The sequence below is a fragment of the Micromonospora sp. SD12 genome (genome assembly GCF_052068495.1).
In the GTDB taxonomy this organism is placed as follows: domain Bacteria; phylum Actinomycetota; class Actinomycetes; order Mycobacteriales; family Micromonosporaceae; genus Micromonospora; species Micromonospora echinofusca.
On sequence record NZ_JBQHDF010000015.1, the window covers coordinates 84,421 to 104,715 of the forward strand.

21 protein-coding genes, 1 pseudogene and 1 riboswitch are annotated in these 20,295 nt (G+C 74.5%); of the genes and pseudogenes, 20 read left to right on the forward strand and 2 right to left on the reverse strand.

Translation table 11 applies throughout. From position 1 onward, the window contains the following. The first annotated feature begins 120 nt into the window (after positions 1-120). The 6 genes from ACTMS2_RS23285 to ACTMS2_RS23310 all read left to right on the forward strand — a co-directional run bounded on the left by ACTMS2_RS23285 (position 121) and on the right by ACTMS2_RS23310 (position 7,498). Positions 121-1,104: an AAA family ATPase gene (locus ACTMS2_RS23285; protein WP_101409241.1), complete on the forward strand. Its 984-nt coding sequence runs from the start codon at positions 121-123 to the stop codon at positions 1,102-1,104. Positions 1,105-1,250: 146 nt separating this feature from the next. Further along, positions 1,251-2,522 carry a cytochrome P450 gene (locus ACTMS2_RS23290; RefSeq protein ID WP_441177287.1) on the forward strand — a complete coding sequence of 424 codons (1,272 nt, stop codon included), beginning with the start codon at positions 1,251-1,253 and terminating at the stop codon, positions 2,520-2,522. Positions 2,523-2,564: 42 nt separating this feature from the next. Next, positions 2,565-3,125 (forward strand): peptide deformylase, encoded by a 561-nt coding sequence (gene def / locus ACTMS2_RS23295; protein ID WP_441177288.1) that lies wholly within the window; start codon positions 2,565-2,567, stop codon positions 3,123-3,125. A 4-nt stretch (positions 3,126-3,129) separates the two neighbouring features. Next, positions 3,130-4,056 (forward strand): methionyl-tRNA formyltransferase, encoded by a 927-nt coding sequence (fmt, locus tag ACTMS2_RS23300; protein WP_441177289.1) that lies wholly within the window; start codon positions 3,130-3,132, stop codon positions 4,054-4,056. Next, positions 4,053-5,624 carry an RsmB/NOP family class I SAM-dependent RNA methyltransferase gene (locus ACTMS2_RS23305; protein WP_441177290.1) on the forward strand — a complete coding sequence of 524 codons (1,572 nt, stop codon included), beginning with the start codon at positions 4,053-4,055 and terminating at the stop codon, positions 5,622-5,624. Before fmt ends, ACTMS2_RS23305 begins: the two co-directional genes overlap by 4 nt. A 134-nt stretch (positions 5,625-5,758) precedes the next feature. Next, a complete protein-coding gene (locus ACTMS2_RS23310; RefSeq protein ID WP_441177291.1) occupies positions 5,759-7,498 on the forward strand; it encodes a M28 family peptidase in 1,740 nt (579 codons plus the stop codon). Between the two features lie 42 nt (positions 7,499-7,540). Here the strand turns inward: ACTMS2_RS23310 and ACTMS2_RS23315 are convergent. Both ACTMS2_RS23315 and ACTMS2_RS23320 read right to left on the reverse strand, forming a co-directional pair. Beyond that, positions 7,541-8,430 (reverse strand): annotated as a pseudogene (locus tag ACTMS2_RS23315) (septum formation family protein). Between the two features lie 110 nt (positions 8,431-8,540). Beyond that, on the reverse strand, positions 8,541-9,428 hold the full coding sequence (locus ACTMS2_RS23320) for a septum formation family protein (RefSeq protein ID WP_441177292.1): 888 nt from the start codon (positions 9,426-9,428) through the stop codon (positions 8,541-8,543). Between the two features lie 248 nt (positions 9,429-9,676). On the opposite strand from ACTMS2_RS23320, the gene rpe reads away from it, so the two are divergent. From rpe to rplT, 14 genes are all read left to right on the forward strand, one after another. Then, positions 9,677-10,357, forward strand: coding sequence for a ribulose-phosphate 3-epimerase (gene rpe / locus ACTMS2_RS23325; protein ID WP_089000949.1), 681 nt, complete (start codon positions 9,677-9,679; stop codon positions 10,355-10,357). A 1-nt stretch (position 10,358) separates the two neighbouring features. Further along, the gene (locus tag ACTMS2_RS23330; protein WP_101409248.1) at positions 10,359-11,315 is read left to right on the forward strand and encodes a GGDEF domain-containing response regulator; all 957 of its coding nucleotides are present in this window, start codon (positions 10,359-10,361) and stop codon (positions 11,313-11,315) included. 81 nt (positions 11,316-11,396) lie between these two features. Continuing rightward, positions 11,397-11,571, forward strand: a riboswitch (FMN riboswitch). A 159-nt stretch (positions 11,572-11,730) separates the two neighbouring features. Then, the gene (gene ribD, locus ACTMS2_RS23335) at positions 11,731-12,792 is read left to right on the forward strand and encodes a bifunctional diaminohydroxyphosphoribosylaminopyrimidine deaminase/5-amino-6-(5-phosphoribosylamino)uracil reductase RibD (protein ID WP_350820704.1); all 1,062 of its coding nucleotides are present in this window, start codon (positions 11,731-11,733) and stop codon (positions 12,790-12,792) included. Between the two features lies 1 nt (position 12,793). Next, positions 12,794-13,462, forward strand: a complete 669-nt coding sequence (locus ACTMS2_RS23340; RefSeq protein ID WP_441177293.1) for a riboflavin synthase — start codon at positions 12,794-12,796, stop codon at positions 13,460-13,462. Beyond that, positions 13,462-14,160 carry a nicotinamide riboside transporter PnuC gene (gene pnuC / locus ACTMS2_RS23345; RefSeq protein WP_441177294.1) on the forward strand — a complete coding sequence of 233 codons (699 nt, stop codon included), beginning with the start codon at positions 13,462-13,464 and terminating at the stop codon, positions 14,158-14,160. Before ACTMS2_RS23340 ends, pnuC begins: the two co-directional genes overlap by 1 nt. Beyond that, complete coding sequence (locus ACTMS2_RS23350) at positions 14,157-15,422, forward strand: bifunctional 3,4-dihydroxy-2-butanone-4-phosphate synthase/GTP cyclohydrolase II (RefSeq protein ID WP_441177295.1); 1,266 nt, start codon at positions 14,157-14,159, stop codon at positions 15,420-15,422. Before pnuC ends, ACTMS2_RS23350 begins: the two co-directional genes overlap by 4 nt. 2 nt (positions 15,423-15,424) lie before the next feature. Then, complete coding sequence (gene ribH, locus ACTMS2_RS23355) at positions 15,425-15,922, forward strand: 6,7-dimethyl-8-ribityllumazine synthase (protein ID WP_101409252.1); 498 nt, start codon at positions 15,425-15,427, stop codon at positions 15,920-15,922. A 105-nt stretch (positions 15,923-16,027) separates the two neighbouring features. After that, on the forward strand, positions 16,028-16,291 hold the full coding sequence (locus tag ACTMS2_RS23360) for a phosphoribosyl-ATP diphosphatase (protein WP_088947482.1): 264 nt from the start codon (positions 16,028-16,030) through the stop codon (positions 16,289-16,291). A gap of 45 nt (positions 16,292-16,336) precedes the next feature. After that, positions 16,337-17,182, forward strand: coding sequence for an ATP phosphoribosyltransferase (gene hisG / locus ACTMS2_RS23365; RefSeq protein ID WP_357978079.1), 846 nt, complete (start codon positions 16,337-16,339; stop codon positions 17,180-17,182). Next, a complete protein-coding gene (locus ACTMS2_RS23370) occupies positions 17,179-18,219 on the forward strand; it encodes a DMT family transporter (RefSeq protein WP_441177296.1) in 1,041 nt (346 codons plus the stop codon). Before hisG ends, ACTMS2_RS23370 begins: the two co-directional genes overlap by 4 nt. Further along, the gene (locus ACTMS2_RS23375; RefSeq protein ID WP_363902440.1) at positions 18,216-18,689 is read left to right on the forward strand and encodes a PH domain-containing protein; all 474 of its coding nucleotides are present in this window, start codon (positions 18,216-18,218) and stop codon (positions 18,687-18,689) included. Before ACTMS2_RS23370 ends, ACTMS2_RS23375 begins: the two co-directional genes overlap by 4 nt. Positions 18,690-19,023: 334 nt before the next feature. Then, the gene (gene infC / locus ACTMS2_RS23380) at positions 19,024-19,647 is read left to right on the forward strand and encodes a translation initiation factor IF-3 (protein WP_089000940.1); all 624 of its coding nucleotides are present in this window, start codon (positions 19,024-19,026) and stop codon (positions 19,645-19,647) included. 19 nt (positions 19,648-19,666) lie between these two features. Then, on the forward strand, positions 19,667-19,861 hold the full coding sequence (gene rpmI / locus ACTMS2_RS23385) for a 50S ribosomal protein L35 (protein WP_007458415.1): 195 nt from the start codon (positions 19,667-19,669) through the stop codon (positions 19,859-19,861). Between the two features lie 32 nt (positions 19,862-19,893). After that, complete coding sequence (rplT, locus tag ACTMS2_RS23390) at positions 19,894-20,286, forward strand: 50S ribosomal protein L20 (RefSeq protein ID WP_030335718.1); 393 nt, start codon at positions 19,894-19,896, stop codon at positions 20,284-20,286. Positions 20,287-20,295 lie beyond the last annotated feature (9 nt).

Below are 20,295 nucleotides of genomic sequence, written 5' to 3' on the forward strand. Positions count from 1 at the left end.
GCGCGGCGCCGCAGGTGCCGGGCCGGGGCCGTCGCGGGCCCGCGCGACGAAGGCGGGAGCGCGTCGGTCCGGCGCGATGTCGATGATGCCAAACAGCCGGTGATCAGGGGTGGACCAGTCGTGACCGTTCGTCAGTCGATCGTCTTCAATGGTGACCTCGGCAGCGGCAAGAGCACCGTCTCCGTGGAGATCGCCGAGCGGCTCGGCCTGCGCCGGGTCAGCGTCGGCGACCTCTACCGGCAGATGGCGCAGGAGCGGCAGATGACCGCCCTCCAGCTCAACCTGCACGCGGAGCTGGACCAGGCCGTCGACGGCTACGTCGACCAGCTCCAGCGCGACATCGCGGCCTCGGGCGAGCGGCTGGTCATGGACTCCCGGCTGGCCTGGCACTTCTTCACGGACGCGCTCAAGGTGCACATGATCACCGAGCCGGGCGAGGCGGCCCGCCGGGTGCTCGCCCGGCCCTCCGGCCCGGCCGAGAGCTACGCCTCGATGGAGGAGGCCAAGGCCAAGCTGCGCGAGCGCAGCGAGAGCGAGCGGGGCCGGTTCATCGTCCGCTACGGCGTGGACAAGGCCCGGCTGCGCAACTACGACCTGGTCTGCGACACCACCCGCGCCTCGGCCGCCGAGGTCATCGAGCACATCATCGACGCGTACGAGGGCCGGCTGGGCGCGCACGTGCTGCGCGACGCGCCGCCGCTGCTGCTGCTCGACCCGGCCCGCGTCTACCCGACCGAGGACGTCGCCCACCTGCGCGACCTGTGGGACTCGGAGTTCGTCGGCGAGGTGGCCGCCGCCGGCGACGAGGCGCTGGAGCCGCTGCGGATCGGCTACACCGGCGAGTACTTCTTCGTCGTCGACGGGCACCGCCGCCTCAGCGCCGCCCTGCAGAGCGGCTTCCACCTGGTGCCGGCACTGCTCGTCGCCGAGGTGGACGAGCCGGTGGTCGGCGGGATGAGCGCGGTGGACTACTTCGCCGCCCAGGCGCGCCCCGGCCTGATCCACGACTGGGAGGCCGCCCACTCCATCGAGCTGCCGCTGCCCGAGCACGCCCTGCTCGGCGGCGACGCGGTCCTGGCCGGGGAGCCGGGCACCGGCGTCTGAGCCCCCGCGCCGCCTCGCGCCGCCCACGCCGCCCCGGGGTGGGGAAGTGGGTGCCGGCGTCCGTGCCCCGTCCGCGCCGCGTGGGGCAGCCGGATCCCGCCGTCGGGGGCATGATGGGTCTCTCGGCTACGGACGGGAGGCCGACCATGGACGCCGCCGACACCGTCGCGCTGCTCATGTCGCCGCAGGGCCGGATCGACCCCTACCCGGCGTACGAGCGGCTGCGCGCCTTCGGGCCGGTGGTCCAGGCCGGCCCGGCGATGTACGCGGTGACCGGTTACGCCGAGGCCGACGAGTTGCTCCGCGATCCCCGGCTCGGGGTGCTCGACGACGCGCTGCGCGACCGGTTCCTGCCGGGCTGGCGGGACAGCCCCGCCATCGCGTCGATCTCCCGGTCGATGCTGCGCACCAACCCGCCCGACCACAGCCGGATGCGCCGGCTCGCGGCGGGCGCCTTCACCCCGCGCCGGATCGCCGCGATGCGCGACGTCGTGGCGGCCCAGGCCGACGAGCTGATCGACGCAATGCTGCGGCGGGGCGCCGGCGGCCAGCCCGTCGACTTCCTGGCCGAGTTCGCCTACCCGCTGCCGGTCGGGGTGATCTGTGCGCTGCTCGGCGTACCGGCGGCGGACCGGCCGCTGTTCCGGCGCTGGGCGGCCGACCTGACCGGGGTGCTGGAGCCGGTGATCACGCCGGAGGAGCTGGCCGTGGCCGACCGGGGTGCGGTCGAGCTGCGCGACTACTTCGCCGAGCTGGTCGCGGCCCGTCGGCGCGCCCCTGCCGACGACCTGACCACCGCGCTGGTGCGGGTGCACGACACCGACGGCGAGCGGCTCTCCGGCGACGAGCTGCTGGCCAACCTGGTGGTGCTGCTGGTCGCCGGCTTCGAGACGACCACCAACCTGCTCGGCAACGGCCTGGCGGTGCTGCTGGCGCACCCGCGCGCGGCCGACGCGTTGCGCGGGCATTCGCAGCTCGCCCCGGCGTACGTCGAGGAGCTGCTCCGCTACGACCCGCCGGTGCAGCTCACCACCCGGCTGGCCGGCGCGCCGGTCACCGTCGGCGGCGTCGAGGTGCCCACCGACGGCTGGGTGCTGCTGCTGCTCGCCGCCGCCAACCGGGACCCCCGGCGCTACCCCGAGCCGGAGCGCTTCGACCCGTGGCGGGCCCAGAGCCACCCGCTGTCCTTCGGCGCCGGCCCGCACTACTGCCTCGGCGCCGGCCTCGCTCGGCTGGAGGCGCAGGTCGCCTTCCCGCAGCTGCTGCGCCGGCTGCCCGGGCTGGCCCTCGCCGCCCCGCCGCGGCACCGGTCCAGGCTGGTCCTGCGCGGCTACGAGAGCCTGCCGGTGACCATCGACACCCCACCGACCGCGCCGCGTCGCGGTACGCCGGCCGGGGCGGCCGGCGGCACTCCGTAGACTGGTACGGCAGCAGTCCGCCCGCCGAAGGAGCAATGCCGAGTGACCGTCCAGCCCATCCGTCTGTTCGGAGATCCGGTGCTGCGCACGCCGGCCGACCCGGTGGTCGACTTCGACGTCGAGCTGCGCAAGCTCATCGCCGACCTGACCGACACGATGCGTGAGCAGAACGGTGCCGGCCTCGCCGCGCCGCAGCTCGGTGTGGGCCTGCGGGTGTTCACCTTCGACGTCGACGACGTGGTCGGCCACCTGGTCAACCCGGTGCTGGAGTTTCCCGACGCCGAGGAGCAGGACGGCCCCGAGGGCTGCCTGTCCATCCCCGGGCTCTACTTCGACACCAAGCGCCGGCAGAACGTCATCGCCAAGGGCTTCAACGGCTACGGCGACCCGATGCAGATCGTCGGCACCGGCCTGATGGCGCGCTGCGTGCAGCACGAGACCGACCACCTCGACGGGGTGCTCTTCGTGGACCGGCTGGACCCGGCCGGGCGCAAGGAGGCGATGAAGGCGATCCGCCAGGCGGAGTGGTACGACCCGGGCACCCCGCCGACGGTCAAGCTCAACCCGCACGCCTCCGGCAGCCCCTTCGGCCTGGGTCGGTGAGCCCGTGCGCGTGATCTTCGCCGGCACGCCGGCCGTCGCCGTCCCCGCCCTGGCCGCCGTGGCGGCCTCCCGGCACGAACTCGTCGCCGTGGTCACCCGGCCGGACGCCCCCGCGGGGCGCGGTCGCGGGCTGGCCCGCTCCCCGGTGGGGGCGTGGGCCGACGAGCACGGGATCGAGGTGCTGACCCCCGCCCGGCCGCGTGAGCCGGAGTTCCAGGACCGGCTGCGCGAGCTGGCTCCCGACTGCGTCCCCGTGGTCGCCTACGGCGCGCTGGTGCCGCCGGCGGCCCTGGAGATCCCCCGCCACGGGTGGATCAACCTGCACTTCTCGCTGCTGCCCGCCTGGCGCGGTGCCGCGCCCGTGCAGCACGCCGTGCTGCACGGCGACGAGCTGACCGGGGCGAGCGTGTTCCAACTGGAGGAGGGGCTGGACACCGGCCCGGTCTACGGCACGCTGACCGACGAGATCCGTCCCACCGACACCTCCGGCGACCTGCTGGAGCGGCTGGCGCACTCCGGCGCCGGCCTGCTGGTGGCCGTCCTCGACGCGATCGACGACGGCACCGCCCGGGCCGAGCCGCAACCCGCCGACGGGGTGTCGCTGGCGCCGAAGCTGACCGTGGAGGACGCCCGGGTGCGCTGGTCCGACCCCGCCTTCGCGGTCGACCGGCGGGTGCGGGCCTGCACCCCGGCGCCCGGCCCGTGGACGACGTTCCGGGGCGAGCGCGTGAAGCTCGGCCCGGTCACCCCGGTGCCCGACGGCCCGGAGCTGAAGCCGGGCGAGCTGCTGGTGGAGAAGTCGCGGGTGCTGGCCGGTACGGCCACGACCCCGGTGCGGCTCGGCGAGGTCCGGGCGGCGGGTAAGCGGGCGATGCCGGCGACCGACTGGGCGCGGGGCGTCCGGGTCGCCGCGGGGGAGGAGCTCGCGTGACCGGCCCATCGGAACGGCCCTCGGGTGACCGCTTCGCCGCCGAGCGACGCGACGAGCGCTTCGACGGTGGACGACGCGACGAGCGGTCCGGCGGGCGCGACCAGCGTCCCTCGGGCGGCCAGCGTGGCGAGCGGCCGGCGCGGGGCGGCCAGTGGGGCGCCCGGTCCGGCGGTGACCGCCGCGACGGCGGCCGGCGCCCCATGGCCCGGCCGACGGTGGACCTGCCACGCCAGGTGGCGTACGAGGCGGTCGCGGCGGTGCACCGCGACGACGCGTACGCCAACCTGGTGCTCCCGTCACTGCTGCGCGACGCGGGACTGGTCGGTCGCGACGCCGCCTTCGCCACCGAGCTGACCTACGGCACGCTGCGCCACCTCGGCACCCTCGACGCGATCCTCGGCGACGCCGCCGGCCGCGACGTGCAGCGCATCGACCCGCCGGTACGCGACGCACTGCGGCTGGGTGCCTACCAGCTCCTGCACACGCGGGTGCCGGCGCACGCCGCGGTCTCCTCGACCGTCGACCTGGTCAAGTCGGTGGGTGCCGGCGCGACGGGCTTCGCCAACGCGGTGCTGCGCGAGGTCGCCGGCCGGGACGCCGACGCCTGGGTGGCCAAGCTGGCCCCGTCGGCCGAGAGCGACCCGATCGGGCACCTCGCCCTGACGTACAGCCATCCGCAGTGGATCGTGCGGGCCTTCGCCGAGGCGCTCGGCGGCGACCTCGGCGAGACGACCCGGCTGCTGATCGAGAACAACGAGCGTCCGCCCGTGCACCTGTGCGCGCGGCCCGGGCTGGCCGACCCGGCGGAGTTGGCCGACGAGGTCGGCGGCGCACCGGGGGCCTTCTCGCCCTACGCCGTCTACCTCTCCGGCGGGGCGCCCGGAGACGTGCCGGCGCTCGCGCAGGGCCGCGCCCACGTGCAGGACGAGGGCTCCCAACTGGTGGCCGACGCCCTCGCGGTGGCTCCGCTCGACGGCCCGGACGGGCGCTGGCTGGACCTGTGCGCCGGCCCGGGCGGCAAGTCCGGCCTGCTCGGCGCCCTCGCCGCCCAGCGCGACGCGCGGCTGACCGCGGTCGAGGTCTCCGAGCACCGGGCCCGGCTGGTCGAGCAGGCCACCCGGGGCCTGCCGGTGACCGTGCTGCACACCGACGGCCGCACCGTCGGCGCGGACCCGAAGCTGCCGGAGGGGCACTTCGACCGGGTGCTCGTCGACGCGCCCTGCACGGGGCTGGGGTCGCTGCGCCGCCGGCCGGAGTCCCGGTGGCGGCGCCAGCCCTCGGACCTGCCGCCGCTGACCCGGTTGCAGCGCGAGCTGCTGGCCGCGGCGCTGCGCGCGGCCCGCCCGGGCGGGCTGGTCGCCTACGTGACGTGCTCCCCGCACACCGTGGAGACGCACGTGACGGTGACCGAGGCGGCCCGCCGCTCCGGGGTGCCGGTCGACTTCGTCGACGCCCGGCCGCTGCTGCCGGCGGGGATGCCCGGTCTCGGCGACGGGCCGACGGTGCAGCTGTGGCCGCACCGGCACGGCACCGACGCGATGTTCCTGGCGATGCTGCGCCGCACCTGAGCGGGCGGCGCGGGGCCGGCCCTTCGTAGGTGACGCCCGGGCGGGCGGGTGGACTCGGATCCGCCCGCCCGGGCCTATCGCCCATTCGCACTCCTCGATGGCATGATCAGGCCACCACTTATCGAGGAGTGTCCATGAAGCGAAGAATCCTGACCGCTGGGCTCGCGCTCGCCGTCCTCACCGGCGGCGTGGCGTCGGCCGTCGCGCCGGCGTCGGCGGCACCGGCCGCCGGCGTGCTCGCGCCCGCCGCGCAGGCCCTGGCCGCGCCGGACATCGCGGTGGCCAACGTTCAGGCCCACCTCACGCAGTTCCAGACCATCGCCACCCAGAACGGCGGCAACCGGCGCGCCGGCAGCGCCGGCTACACGGCCTCCGTGGCGTACGTCAAGACGAAGCTCCAGGCCGCCGGCTACACGGTGACGGAGCAGGTCTGCACCGACTGCACCTACCGGTCGAACAACCTGATCGCCGAGTGGCCGGGCGGGCCCGCCGACCAGGTCGTCATGTTCGGATCGCACCTCGACGGCGTCTCCGCCGGCCCGGGCATCAACGACAACGCCACCGGCTCGTCGGCGCTGCTGGAGAACGCGCTGGTGCTGGCCCGGCAGAACCCGACGATGACCAAGCGGGTCCGGTTCGCCTGGTGGACCGACGAGGAGCAGGGCCTCAACGGTTCGGACTTCTACGTCCGCTCACTGAGCGCCACCCAGCGGGGCTACATCAAGGGCTACTACAACTTCGACATGATCGGCTCCATCAACGGCGGCTACTTCATCAACCGGATCACCTCCGCCACGGCCGCCCCGCTGAAGGCGTACTGGGACTCGCTGAACATCCAGCCGGAGGAGAACGTCGAGGGCCAGGGCCGTTCCGACGACTACCCGTTCGCGCAGGCCGGCATCCAGACCTCCGGGTACGCCGCGGGCGCCAGCGCCCGCAAGACCTCCGCGCAGGCCGCCAAGTGGGGCGGCACCTCCGGCTCGGCGTACGACCCGTGCTACCACCGCTCCTGCGACACCACCTCGAACGTCAGCGCCACGGTGCTCAACCGCAGCGCCGACGGGATCGCGTACGCCATCTGGCAGACCGCCGTGGGCTCGGCGACCAACGACTTCTCCGTCGCGGTGAGCCCGACGTCGGGCTCGGTGCAGCGCGGCGCGTCGACCACGGCGACTGTCTCCACGGCCACCACCGCCGGCACGGCCCAGACGGTCGGCCTGTCGGCGACCGGCCTTCCGGCGGGCGTCACCGCGTCGTTCAGCCCGTCCTCGGTCACCTCCGGCGGCTCCGCCACCATGACGCTCAGCGCGTCGGCCTCGGCCGCGGTGGGCACCTACACCGTCACGGTCACCGGCGCGGGCTCCGGCGGCGTCTCGCGTTCGGCCAGCTACACCCTGACCGTCGGTGGCGGCGGCGGGTGCGCCGGTGGGCAGCTCATCGGCAACGGCGGGTTCGAGAGCGGGTCGTCGCCGTGGACGGCGTCGTCGGGCGTCATCACCAACGACGCCGACCAGCCGGCGCGGACCGGCTCGTACAAGGCGTGGCTGGTGGGCTACGGCTCGACGCGCACCGACACGTTGTCGCAGTCGGTGACGATCCCGGCGGGCTGTGCGAGCTACACGCTGTCGTTCTGGCTGCACGTCGACACGGCGGAGACGACGACGAGCACCGCGTACGACCGGTTGGTGGTGCAGGTGGGCACGGCCACCCTGGCGACGTACTCGAACCTGAACGCGGCGGCGGGTTACACGCAGCGGTCGTTCAACGTGGCGGGGTACGCGGGGCAGACGGTGACGCTGAAGTTCACCGGCACCGAGGACGCCTCGTTGCAGACCAGCTTCGTCATCGACGACGTGACGCTCCAGGCGAGCTGAACACCACAGGGTCGGGGCGGTCGGCGACGCTGACCGCCCCGCTCAGGTGACCGGCAGGCCCTTCGTACCGGCGCCCTTGACCGACCTGGTGAGGCTGCGGTCGCTGACCCACAGGAAGCACTGCACGCCCCGGTTGCCGTTGCGCCACTCCCGCTCGAAGGGGTGGTAGTAGATCGAGCCGGCCCGGTACTGGAGGTCGCCGTTGTCCGGCACCCTGGCGTACTTCGCGATCAGCGTCCGGCACGCCCGGTGCACCTTGCGGGTGTCGCGGTTGAAGGCGTCGTAGCTGGTGTCGGGGGCCTGCCAGACGCCGACGAACTCGGCGCGGTGCCTGCTGGTGCAGGCCACCGGCACCATCTCGCGCACCTCGTCGCCGCGCGTCTTCGGGTTGAAGCAGCGGTGGGCGAGGGGGGCGGCGCCGGTCAGCGCGCCCTTCAGGCTGCCCGTCCGGTCCTTCGCGCCGGCCTCGTCGAGGCTGGTCTGTTCGCTCAGGTCGCAGCGGAACCAGCGGGCGCCGCCACCCCACGCCTGCGGCGACGGCAGCACCACGTTGAGCCCGAGCCGCCCGGAGCGCCAGTCGCCGCCGAGCACCGCCCTGACCTTCGTGTCGCACTCGGCGCGGGCGGCCCGCATGCCGGCCGAGCCGGCCGGCGGGGGCGTGTCGCGCTCGGCTCCCGCGCCGGTCAGCGTGCCGACGTGCACGGTCTCCGTGCGGTGCGACAGCGCGCAGTCGACGGGGTGGTAGGCGGAGAGGTAGCCGACGTCCTGCACGCCGGAGTGGCAGACCCCGCGGCGGGGACGAACGCCTGCGGCGCGGCCGGCGCCGGCCAGTCGTCGGTCAGGTCACGGTCGGTGCCGGCCGGGGTGGCACAACCCGTGAACGCCAGCGCCGCCACCGCGCCGACCGTGGCCGCCGTCCACCACCGTCGCATCCCGACCTCCCACCGTCCGTGGGCCGCACCCGGCGGCGGCCGTCGCGGCGGTTCCGCCGGCGCACGGGCGGCCGGACACGCCACGGTGCGGCAGCATACGGCACCCTCGCTCAGCTCGCGGGCAACCCTTGCGGGCCCGCGCCGCGCATGGAGCGGGTCAGCTTCCGGTCGTCGCTCCACAGGAAGCACCGCACCCCGCGGTCGCCCTCCTGCCACTCCCGCTGCGAGGGCGGATAGAAGATCGAACCGGCCCGGTACGGCAGGTCGCTGTTGTTGGGCACCTCGGCGAAGGCGGCGATGAGCGCCATGCAGCGGGTGTGCGTCCGCTGGTGGGACCGGCCGAACTCGGCCCAGCTCATGTCCCGCTCCACGTAGACGCCGACGAACTCGGCGCGGTGCGGCTCGGTGCACAGCACCGGAGCCATGTAGTTCAGGTTGTCGCCGATCAGCTTGGGGTCGAAGCAGCGGTGCAGCAGCGGGGAGTCGCCGATCATCGCGCCCCGCAGGCTGCCCGTACGGTTCACCGGCCGGGTGTTGTCGATGCTGCCGGTCTCGCTCAGGTCGCACCGGAACCAGCGGGCGCCCCCGCGCCAGGCCGAGGTGGCGGGCAGCGCGACGGTCAGGGTGATGCGGGCGGCGTGCCAGTCGCCGCCGAGCACCTCGCGGGCGCGTTGGTCGCACTCGGCGCGGGCGGGACGCAGGGCGGCGGATCCCGGCGCGGGCCGGTCGCCGTCGGCGGCCGGACCGGTGAACCTGCCGACGTGCACGGTCTCGGCCAGGTGGCTGCGGGAGCAGTCCACCGCCTCGTAGGTGCGCGCCTGCACGACGGCGGTGATCCGGGGCAGGCAGGCGTCCGTGGCCGGCACGAACAGCTGCGGCGCCCGCAGCGCCGGCCAGTCGTCGGTGAGGTCGCCGTCGGAGCCGCCCGGTCGTACGCACCCGGACAGCAGGACCGTCAGGGTGCCGGCCAGCGCCAGCGTCGCGAGCCACCGTCGCATCGTCCGCCCTTTCCGGGAGCTGACGCGTCGACCGCCGCCGGGGCACCGCGCGGGCGTGCGGCTCACGTCACCGTCCCTGATGGAGTCTTGCCGCGTTTCCGTCGTTCGGCCAGTCACGGATGGCCCTTCGTCCGGTTTCGCCGCGCCGGGAGGGCCAATTCTGCACCACTGGTCACCGCCGGGTCACCGGGTGTCCCGGGTGGTGGCGCGCTGCGGGCGGCCGTCGGCCGCGTTCGTACACTGGCCCGGTGACCGTACCGCCGCCGATCGTCGCGCCCAGCATCCTCGCCGCCGATTTCGCCCGCCTCGCCGAGGAGGTCCGCGCCGTCGAGAACGCCGCGGACTGGCTGCACGTGGATGTCATGGACAACCACTTCGTGCCCAACCTGACCATCGGGCTGCCCGTGGTGCAGAGCCTGCGGGCCGCCACCGAGCTGCCCTTCGACGTGCACCTGATGATCGAGGATCCGCGCCGGTGGGCACCCGGGTACGCCGACGCCGGGGCGTACAACGTGACGTTCCACGCCGAGGCGTGCGACGACCCGGTGGCCCTGGCCAAGGACCTGCGCTCGGCCGGCGCCAAGGCCGGGCTGGCGATCGACCGGGACACCCCGATCGAGCCCTACCTGGAGCTGCTGCCGAGCTTCGACACGCTGCTGATCATGACGATCAAGGCCGGCTTCGGCGGGCAGCGGTTCATCCCGCAACTGCTCGACAAGGTGCGTACGGCCCGCAGGCACGTCGACGCCGGCCACCTCGAACTGCGCATCGAGGTCGACGGCGGCATCGCCGCCGACACCATCGCCCAGGCGTCCGAGGCGGGGGCCGACGCCTTCGTCGCCGGCACCGCTGTCTACGGCGCCGACGACCCCGCAGAGGCCGTGCGGAAGCTGCGGGCACTCGCGGAACGCGCCGCCTCCGGGGCCTGACGTGGAACCCGCCGACGACCGCCAGGACGTGATCCTCGTCGTCGACGACGACGAGGACATCGCGCGCTTCGTCGAGTTCAACCTCCGCCTGCACGGCTTCGAGGTGATCCACGCAAGCGACGGGCAGGAGGCGCTCGAGGTCATCGAGCGCCAGCGCCCCGACCTGGCGGTGGTCGACCTGATGATGCCGCGCATCGACGGGTTGGAGCTGACCCGGCGACTGCGGGCCGACCCGATGACCTCGGCCCTGCCGGTGATCATGCTGACCGCCAAGGGCATGACGGTGGACAAGGTGCACGGGCTCAGCGCCGGCGCCGACGACTACCTGGTCAAGCCCTTCGACACCGCCGAGCTGGTCGCCCGGGTCAGCTCCACGCTGCGCCGCAACAAGGAGTTCCGCGAGGTCTCGCCGCTGACCGGGCTGCCCGGAAACAGCCGGATCCGCCGGGAGATCTCCGACCGGGTCCGCAGCGGGGTCGACTACGCCGTCGGCTACATCGACATCGACCGGTTCAAGAGCGTGAACGACCGCTACGGCTTCGTCCGGGGCGACGACTTCATCTCCGCCCTGGCCCGCAGCCTGCACCGGGCGGTGGTCTCGGTGGGGCTGCCACCGGCCTTCCTCGGGCACGTCGGCGGGGACGACTTCGTCATCGTCTGCGCGCCGGAGCAGGTCCGGCCGCTCACCTCCCGGGTCTCCGCCGACTTCGAGAAGGCCGCCGACTCGCTCTACGACCCCGTGGACGCCGCGCGCGGCTACGTGGAGCTGAAGGACCGCCGGGGCAACATCCGGCGGGCCGCCCTGGTCACCCTCTCGATCGGCGTGTGCCTCTCCGACTCCGGCAAGCGCTTCACCAACCCGCTGGAGGCGATCGCCGTCGCCTCCGAGATGAAGACCGTGGCCAAGAGCCAGCCCGGCTCGTACGTGGCGGTGGACCGGCGGCGCGGCGTTACCTGATTCGTGCGCTGTTGCTGTGAAGTGCACCGCCCGGGTGGCGCGACCCCCCGTGCGGCGTGTAACACTTCCCGTGTACCCACCACGCGCTGGCGGGACTCGGTGTAATTCCGAACCGGCGGTGATCCACGGCGTGACCGTGGTAAGCCCGCGACCCGGTCGGCCTCGTGCCGCCCGGTGGACCTGGTGAGAATCCGGGGCCGACGGTTGGGAGCGGGCAACCCCCGCCCCCAGACAGTCCGGATGGGAGACAGCGCGCGGGACGGACGGGCCTGCCCGGCCGCTGAGTTCAGCGTGCCGTGCGCGCCCCCCGGGGCGGCTCCGCCGTACCCGGATCTCCGCCGCCGCACGCTCGCGGCCCCATGCCGTTGCCTCCCGTCACCGCCCGCGCGTCGACCGGCGAGTGAGAGGGCAGGGCATGGCCGGCGTCTCCGTCGACGAGGCGATGCGTCGCGCGGTGGAACTCGCCGCGCGCGGTCTCGGCACGACCAGCCCCAACCCGGTGGTCGGCTGCGTGCTGCTCGACGCCGACGGGCAGGTGGTCGGCGAGGGGTTCCACGCCTACGCCGGCGGGCCGCACGCCGAGATCGTCGCGCTAGCCCAGGCCGGGGAGCGGGCCCGCGGCGGCACCGCCGTGGTCACCCTGGAACCCTGCGACCACACCGGCCGCACCGGCCCCTGCAGCACCGCGCTCGTGCGGGCCGGCGTGGCCCGCGTCGTCATCGCCGTGCCCGACCCCAACCCGCTGGCCACCGGGGGCGCCGCCACGCTGCGCGCCGCCGGGGTCCAGGTCGACACGGGGGTACGCGCCTGCGAGGCGGAGGCCGGCAACATCGCCTGGCTCACCTCGATGCGCCGCGGCTGGCCGTACGTCATCTGGAAGTTCGCCGCGACGCTGGACGGCCGGTCGGCGGCGGCCGACGGCACCAGCATGTGGATCACCTCCGAGGCCGCCCGGATGGACGTGCACGCGCTGCGCGGCACCGTCGACGCGGTCCTCGCCGGGGTGGGCACGGTCCTCGCCGACGACCCCCGGCTCACCGCCCGCAACCTGCGCGACGGCACGCTCGCCATCCGGCAGCCGCTGCGGGTCGTGGTGGACACCGACGGGCGTACGCCGGCCGACGCCCGGGTCCGCGACGGCGCGGCCCGCACCTGGATCGCCACCGCCGCGGAGGTCGGCGCCGGGCCCGACGGCCGCGTCGACCTGCCGGCGCTGCTCGCCGCGCTGCACGGGCGCGGGGTGCGCGCCGCGCTGCTGGAGGGCGGCCCGAAGCTGGCCGGCGCCTTCCTGGCCGCCGGCCTCGTCGACAAGATCGTCGGCTACGTGGCGCCCCGGCTGCTCGGCGCCGGCCCGACCGCCCTCGTCGACGCCGGCGTGACCACCATCGCCGAGGCCATCGACCTGGAGTACGTCGACGTCACGCAGGTCGGACCCGACCTGCGGATCACCGCGCTGCCCCGGAAGAGGGAGGGCTGACATGTTCACCGGCATCGTCGAGGAGTTGGGTGAGGTCGTCCGCGTCACCGAGACGGCGGGGGACTCGGCGCTGGTCGCCGTCCGCGGCCCGCTGGTCACCTCGGACGCCCGGCACGGCGACTCGATCGCGGTCAACGGCGTCTGCCTGACCGTGGTCGACGTCGAGAACGGGACCTTCACCGCGGACGTGATGGGGGAGACCCTGCGCCGCAGCTCGCTGGGCGCGCTGCGCGCCGGCGACCCGGTCAACCTGGAGCGGGCCGCCGCGCTGGGCAGCCGCCTCGGCGGGCACCTCGTGCAGGGGCACGTCGACGGCGTCGGCGAGGTCGTCGCCCGCGAGCCGGCCGCGCAGTGGGAGACCGTCCGGTTCCGGCTGCCCGCCGCCCTGTCCCGGTACGTGGTGGAGAAGGGCTCGATCACGGTCGACGGCGTCTCGCTGACCGTCGCCGGGGTCGGGGAGGACTGGTTCGCGGTCGGGCTGATCCCCACCACGCTGAAGCTGACCACCCTCGGCGCCCGCCGCGTCGGCGACCCGGTCAACCTCGAGGTGGACGTGCTCGCCAAGTACGTCGAGCGGCTACTGGGCGCCCGGCTGGCCGGGCCCGCCGTCCCCGACGCCGACCCGCCCGGCGGGCTGCCGGTCGCCGGGCTGCCGGGCGGAGCGGCCTGATGGGCCCGCTCGGCTGGCTGCTCGACGCACAGGTCGACATCGCCGGCTCGCCGGTGCTGGTGCGCGAGATCGTCGGCAACGGCTTCGGGCTGGCGTCGGCGGTGTTCGGCCTGCGCCGGCTGGTCTGGGCCTGGCCCGTCGGCATGATCGGCAACGCGCTGCTGTTCACCGTCTTCCTGGGCGGCGTCTTCGCCACCCCGCAGGCGCACGACCTCTACGGGCAGGCCGGCCGGCAGGTCTTCTTCTTCTCGGTCAGCGTCTACGGCTGGTGGCGCTGGTCGCGCCACCGCCGCCGGGGCGGTGACGGCGACCGGACCGCGGTGGCGCCCCGCTGGGCCACCCGCCGGGAACGGCTGGGCCTGCTGCTCGCGGCCGTGATCGGCACCGCCGCGGCGTACCCGGTGCTCGCCGCCCTCGGCTCCTGGGGGCCGCTGCCGGACGCCTGGATCCTCACCGGCAGCCTGCTCGCCACGTACGGCATGGCGCGCGGCTGGGTGGACTTCTGGCTCATCTGGATCGCCGTCGACGCGGTCGGCGTGCCGCTGCTGCTGCGCGGCGGCTTCTACCCCTCGGCCGCCATGTACCTCGTCTACGGCGCCTTCTGCGCCTGGGGCCTGGTGGCCTGGTGGCGCACCTCGCGGGTCGCCCGCCCGGCGCCCGCCCCGATCCCGTCGACCTACTCGGAGGCCGTGGCATGACCACCTTTGGCAGTATCGAGCAGGCGGTGGCGGACGTCGCCGCCGGCCGGCCCGTCGTCGTGGTCGACGACGCCGACCGGGAGAACGAGGGCGACCTGATCTTCGCCGCCGAGCTGGCGACGACGGAGCTGCTCGCGTTCATGGTGCGCCACACGTCGGGCTACATCTGCGCGCCGCTGACCGAGAGCGAGTGCGACCGGCTGGACCTGCCGCCGCAGCACCACACCAACCAGGACCGGCGCGGCACCGCCTACACGGTGACCGTCGACGCCCGCGAGGGCGTCAGCACCGGCATCTCCGCCGCCGACCGGGCGCACACCATCCGGCTGCTCGCCGACCCCGGCACCGGCCCGGCCGACCTGGCCCGCCCCGGGCACGTGGTGCCGCTGCGGGCCCGCGAGGGCGGCGTGCTGCGCCGGCCCGGGCACACCGAGGCCGCCGTCGACCTGACCCGGCTGGCCGGGCTGCGCCCCGCCGGCGTGCTCTGCGAGCTGGTCAACGACGACGGCACCATGATGCGGGTGCCGGACCTGGAGAAGTTCTGCGCCGAGCACTCGCTGACCCTGATCACGATCGCCGACCTCGTCGCGTACCGGCGGCGCACTGAGAAGCAGGTCGAGCTGGTCGCCGACGCCCGGATGCCCACCCGCCACGGCGTGTTCCGGGCCCTGGGCTACCGCAGCGAGCACGACTCGGCCGAGCACGTCGCCCTGGTCGCGGGCGAGATCGGCGACGGGCGCGACGTGCTGGTGCGGGTGCACTCCGAGTGCCTCACCGGCGACGTGTTCGGCTCGGTGCGCTGCGACTGCGGCCCGCAGCTCGACGCCGCCCTGGACCGGGTCGCCCGGGAGGGGCGGGGCGTGGTGCTCTACGTACGCGGCCACGAGGGGCGCGGCATCGGCCTGCTGCACAAGCTCCAGGCGTACCAGCTCCAGGACCAGGGCCGCGACACGGTCGACGCCAACCTCGACCTGGGCCTGCCGGCCGACGCCCGCGACTACGGCACCGGCGCGCAGATCCTCTACGACATCGGGGTGCGCTCGATGCGGCTGCTCACCAACAACCCGGCCAAGCGCGCCGGGCTGGAGGGCTACGGGCTGACCGTCACCGGCCGCGAGGGGCTGCCGGTGCGCCCGCACCCGGAGAACGTGCGCTACCTGCGCACCAAGCGGGACCGGATGGGGCACCTGCTGGACGAGTTGGACGAGGTGACCGAGGCCCCCATGGGCCGCCCCGTCCTCGGCGACGAGATCGGAGCGTAGGCGTGGCGGGTTTCGGTGAACCGGGAGTGACGGCGGTCGACGCCGCCGGGATGACCGTCGGCGTGGTCGCGGCCCGCTGGCACGGCGAGCTGACCGACCACATGCTCGACCGGGCGGTCGCCGCCGCCGAGGCGTGCGGGGCCCGGGCGGTCACGGCGCGGGTGGCCGGCTCGGTCGAGCTGCCGGTGGTGGCCCAGGCCCTCGCGCGGCGCTGCGACGTGGTGGTCGCCCTCGGCGTGGTGGTCCGGGGCGCCACGGCCCACTTCGACTACGTCTGCCGGTCCGTGACGGACGGGCTGACCCGGGTGGCGCTGGACGAGGGCAAGCCGGTCGCGCACGGCGTGCTGACCGTCGACACCCTCGCGCAGGCCCGGGACCGCGCCGGGCTGCCCGGCTCGGCGGAGGACAAGGGCTGGGCGGCCACCGTCGCCGCCCTGGACGCCGCGCTGACGATCCGCGACCTCGCCGGCAACGGCCACCGGGTCGGCTTCGGCGGCTGATCCCGCGCCCGACCGGGGACGCACCACCGTGCGGCGTTCCCGGTCGGTGAACGGGGCGCCTACCCGGCGCACCGGGGTCGTCGGGGCGGCTGGAAGAATCGCGGCGTGAAGACGTTCGAGGAGTTGTTCGCCGAGCTGCAGGCCAAGGCCGCTGCGGGCACCCCCGGCTCGGGCACGGTCGCCGCGCTCGAGAAGGGCGTGCACTTCATCGGCAAGAAGGTCGTCGAGGAGGCGGCCGAGTCGTGGATGGCCGCCGAGCACGAGGGACCGGAGCGTACGGCGGAGGAGATCTCCCAGCTGCTCTACCAGGTCCAGGTGCTGATGCTGGCCAGCGGTCTCGACCTGAAGGACGTCTACCGACATCTGTGAGTGCGCCCCGTCGTTGATCAGTTTCGATCGAAGGAGCACTCCGTCATGCTGCGTGTCGCCATCCCCAACAAGGGCACCCTGGCCGAGCCAGCCGCCCAGATGCTGCGCGAGGCGGGCTACCGCCAGCGCACCGACCCGAAGGACCTCGTCTGCCGCGACGAGGCCAACGACGTCGAGTTCTTCTACCTGCGCCCGAAGGACATCGCCACCTACGTCGGCTCCGGCGACCTGGACCTGGGCATCACCGGCCGGGACCTGCTGATCGACTCCGGCGCCCCCGCCGAGGAGGTCGTCGACCTCGCCTTCGGCCGGGCCACCTTCCGCTTCGCCGCCCGCCCCGACGACATCGCCTCGGTGCGGGAGCTGGGCGGGCACCGCATCGCCACCGCGTACCCGGGGCTGGTCGAGCGGCACCTCGCGGAGCTGGGGCTCGAGGCCGAGGTGATCCGCCTCGACGGCGCGGTGGAGAACGCCGTACGCCTCGGCGTCGCCGACGTGGTCGCCGACGTGGTGGAGACGGGCGCCACGCTGCGCCAGGCCGGCCTGGCGGTCTTCGGCGAGCCGCTGCTGCGCTCGTCGGCGGTGCTGGTGCGCCGCGCCGCCGCCGAGACCCACCCGCAGTCCGCGCAGCTGCTGCGCCGGCTGCACGGGGTGCTGGTCGCCCGCCGCTACGTGATGCTCGCCTACGACGTGCCCGCGGGCCTGCTCGACCGGGCCAGCTCGCTGACCCCGGGCATCGAGTCGCCGACCGTCTCGCCGCTGCACCGCGAGGGCTGGGTGGCGGTGCAGGCGATGGTGCTCCGCGACGACGTGCACCGGATCATGGACGAGCTGTACGAGCTCGGCGCCCGCGCGATCCTGGTCACCAACATCCACGCCTGCCGGCTGTGAGCCGCCCGCCCACGGCGGCGGGCGCCGCGGCGCCGTCGGCGGTGTCGCGCGCCCTGCCGCCGTGGGCGGCGCTGACCCTGGTCACCCTCGCCGGCGTCGCCTCGGCGGCCCAGGGCGCGGCCAACGCCGAGCTGGGCGAGCGGGCCGGCAACGCGACCCTCGGCGCGGTGGTCAACAACCTCGGCGGGGCCCTGCTGGTGGGCCTCGGGGTGCTGGCGCTGCCGTCGGCCCGCACCGGCCTCGCCGCGTTGCGCCGGGCCCGGCTGCCCTGGTGGACTTACCTGGGCGGGCTCGGCGGGGCGGCGATCGTGCTGGCCGGGGCGTACATCGTGCCGGTGCTCGGGGTGGCGGTCTTCACCATCGCCCAGGTCGCCGGCGGCAGCCTCGGCGGGCTGGCCGTCGACCGGGCCGGGCTGGCGCCCGTGGGACGGCTGGCGCTCACCCGGCCACGGGTGGCCGGGGCGCTGCTCGGCGTGGCGGCCGTGACGCTGGCCCAGCTCGGCCAGCCCGTCGGCGACCTCGCCCTCGGCCTGGTCCTGCTCGCCGTGGCCGGCGGGCTGGGCGTCGCGCTCCAGTCCGCGCTGAACGCGCGCGTCTCCGCCGCCAGCTCGGCCGCCGCCGGGATGGTGGTCAACTTCGCCACGGCCACGCCCGTCGTGCTGCTGGTCGCGGCGCTTGCCGGGGCCCTCACCGGGCCGCGCCCGACCTGGCCGGGCGACTGGTACCTCTACACCGGCGGCCTGCTCGGCGTCGTCATCGTGGCGGCCCTGCTGGTCGGGGTCCCGGCGGTCGGCGTGCTGCGGACCGGGCTCGCCCTGGTCGCCGGCCAGCTGGGCGGCGCCCTGCTGCTGGACGCGCTGCTGCCGGGCGGTCCCGGCCTGCGGCTGCCGGTGCTCGCCGGGGCGCTGCTCACCCTCACGGCGGCCCTGGTCGCCGGCCGGGGGCGCGGTCGGCGGGGTCCCGGGAAGGCCGTCCCGCCTGTGGAACGTGTGGCGGCGCGGGAGCGGCCCGGTTCGGGTGGCAGACTGGTGGGGTGAGCGAAACCGAGTCCGTCCACCTCCGCCCGCACCGCGTCCGGCTGGTCTGCTGGATCTCCGCAGCCGTGCTGTTCGTGGTGTTCAGCCTGTTGGCGACCACGCTGAGCGGCGCGACCGGCAACGGCTACGGCAGCTTCCAGCGCGGCGACCAGATCGCGATGGTCGGGCTCGGCATCCTGGGCGCGCTCGCCCTCCTGATCTTCACCCGCCCCCGGGTCGACGCGACCGCGCGGGGCGTGCGCGTGCGCAATCTCGTCGGCTCGTACGAGCTGCCGTGGGAGGTCGTCCGGGGCGTCCGCTTCGACCGGGGCGCGCCCTGGGCCAGCCTGGAGCTGCACGACGACGACCTGCTGCCGATGGTCGCCCTCCAGGCCGCCGACAAGGAGCGGGCCGTGGAAGGGGTCCGCGCCCTGCGCCGGCTGCACCAGGCGCACCAGGCCCGGCTCGCCGAGGGCGCCACCGGCCGCTGACCGGGTGCCCGGGTGGGTGCTCGTCCGGGCGAGGGTGTAGTGTGGGTGAGTCGACCAGGCTGTCCCCGCGTGCGCGCAGTCGCGCCACGCACACAGCCTTGAAAGAGGAGCGCCTGCTCCCACCCGAGTCGCCACCACGGTGGCCGGGTCCGGTCACCGGTTCCGGGCACGTCCCGGCACCGGATGCGCGATCATGTGATCGTGCCGACCGGTCGAGCGGGCCCTGGCATGCGCCGGGGCCTTCTGCTTTCCAGGTCGGCTCCCACCCGGGAGCCGCGGGGTCGGCCACGCAGAGATCTTGACTCGAGGAGGCCCCATCAGCGTCGAACCACGCGTGAACGAGCAGATCCGGGCACGTGAGGTCCGACTGGTCGGCCCCGAGGGTGAGCAGGTGGGCATCGTCCCGCTGGAGCGCGCCCTTCAGCTGGCCGCGGACGTAGACCTGGACCTGGTCGAGGTTGCGCCGATGGCGCGCCCGCCGGTGTGCAAGCTCATGGACTTCGGCAAGTTCAAGTACGAGAGCGCACTCAAGGCGCGCGAAGCGCGGCGTAACCAGCAGCAGACCGTCATCAAGGAGATGAAGCTCCGGCCGAAGATCGACCCGCACGACTACGAGACCAAGAAGGGTCACGTGGTGCGGTTCCTGAAGGCCGGCGACAAGGTCAAGGTGACGATCATGTTCCGCGGTCGCGAGCAGAGCCGCCCGGAGCTGGGTTACCGGCTCCTGCGCCGGCTCGAGTCGGAGATCTCGGAGCTGGGGTACGTCGAGGCCGCTCCCAAGCAGGACGGTCGAAACATGATCATGGTGCTCGCGCCGCACCGCGCCACCAAGGCCGCAGCGGTCGCCGCCACGGCCACCCGAGGCGGGCCGAGGGAGCGGGACGCCGAGGGCGCCCCGGCCGGCGAGCCCGCAGCGGCCGGTGACACCGGCACAGTCGCCGACAACAGCGGCGAGTAACAGGGGAGAGACGTTCCACATGCCGAAGATGAAGAGCCACACGGGGATGGGCAAGCGGGTCAAGGTGACCGGCAAGGGCAAGATCGTTGCCCAGCAGGCCGGCCTCCGGCACAACCTGGAGAAGAAGCCCTCCACCCAGACCCGTCGGCTGACCGGCACCGTGGTGCTGGCCAAGGCCGACGTCAAGCGCATCAAGAAGCTGCTCGGCCGCTGACGCGCGCCACCTTTACGTAACTAGGAGTTGAGATGGCACGCGTCAAGCGGGCTGTGAACGCCCAGAAGAAGCGCCGTACCCTGCTGGAGACCGCGAGCGGCTACCGCGGTCAGCGCTCCCGCCTCTACCGCAAGGCCAAGGAGCAGGTGCTGCACTCGATGCAGTACGCCTACCGGGACCGTCGCGACCGCAAGGGCGACTTCCGGCAGCTGTGGATCCAGCGGATCAACGCGGGCGCCCGCGCCAACGGGATGACCTACAACCGCCTGATCCAGGGCCTGCGCCTGGCCGGCATCGAGGTCGACCGCAAGATCCTGGCCGACCTGGCCGTCAACGACGCCGCCGCCTTCGCGGCGATCGTCGAGCTGGCCCGGGCCGCGGTCGCGGCCGAGGGCACCGGCGGCGCGGCGGCCCAGGCCGCCTGATCCCCGCGC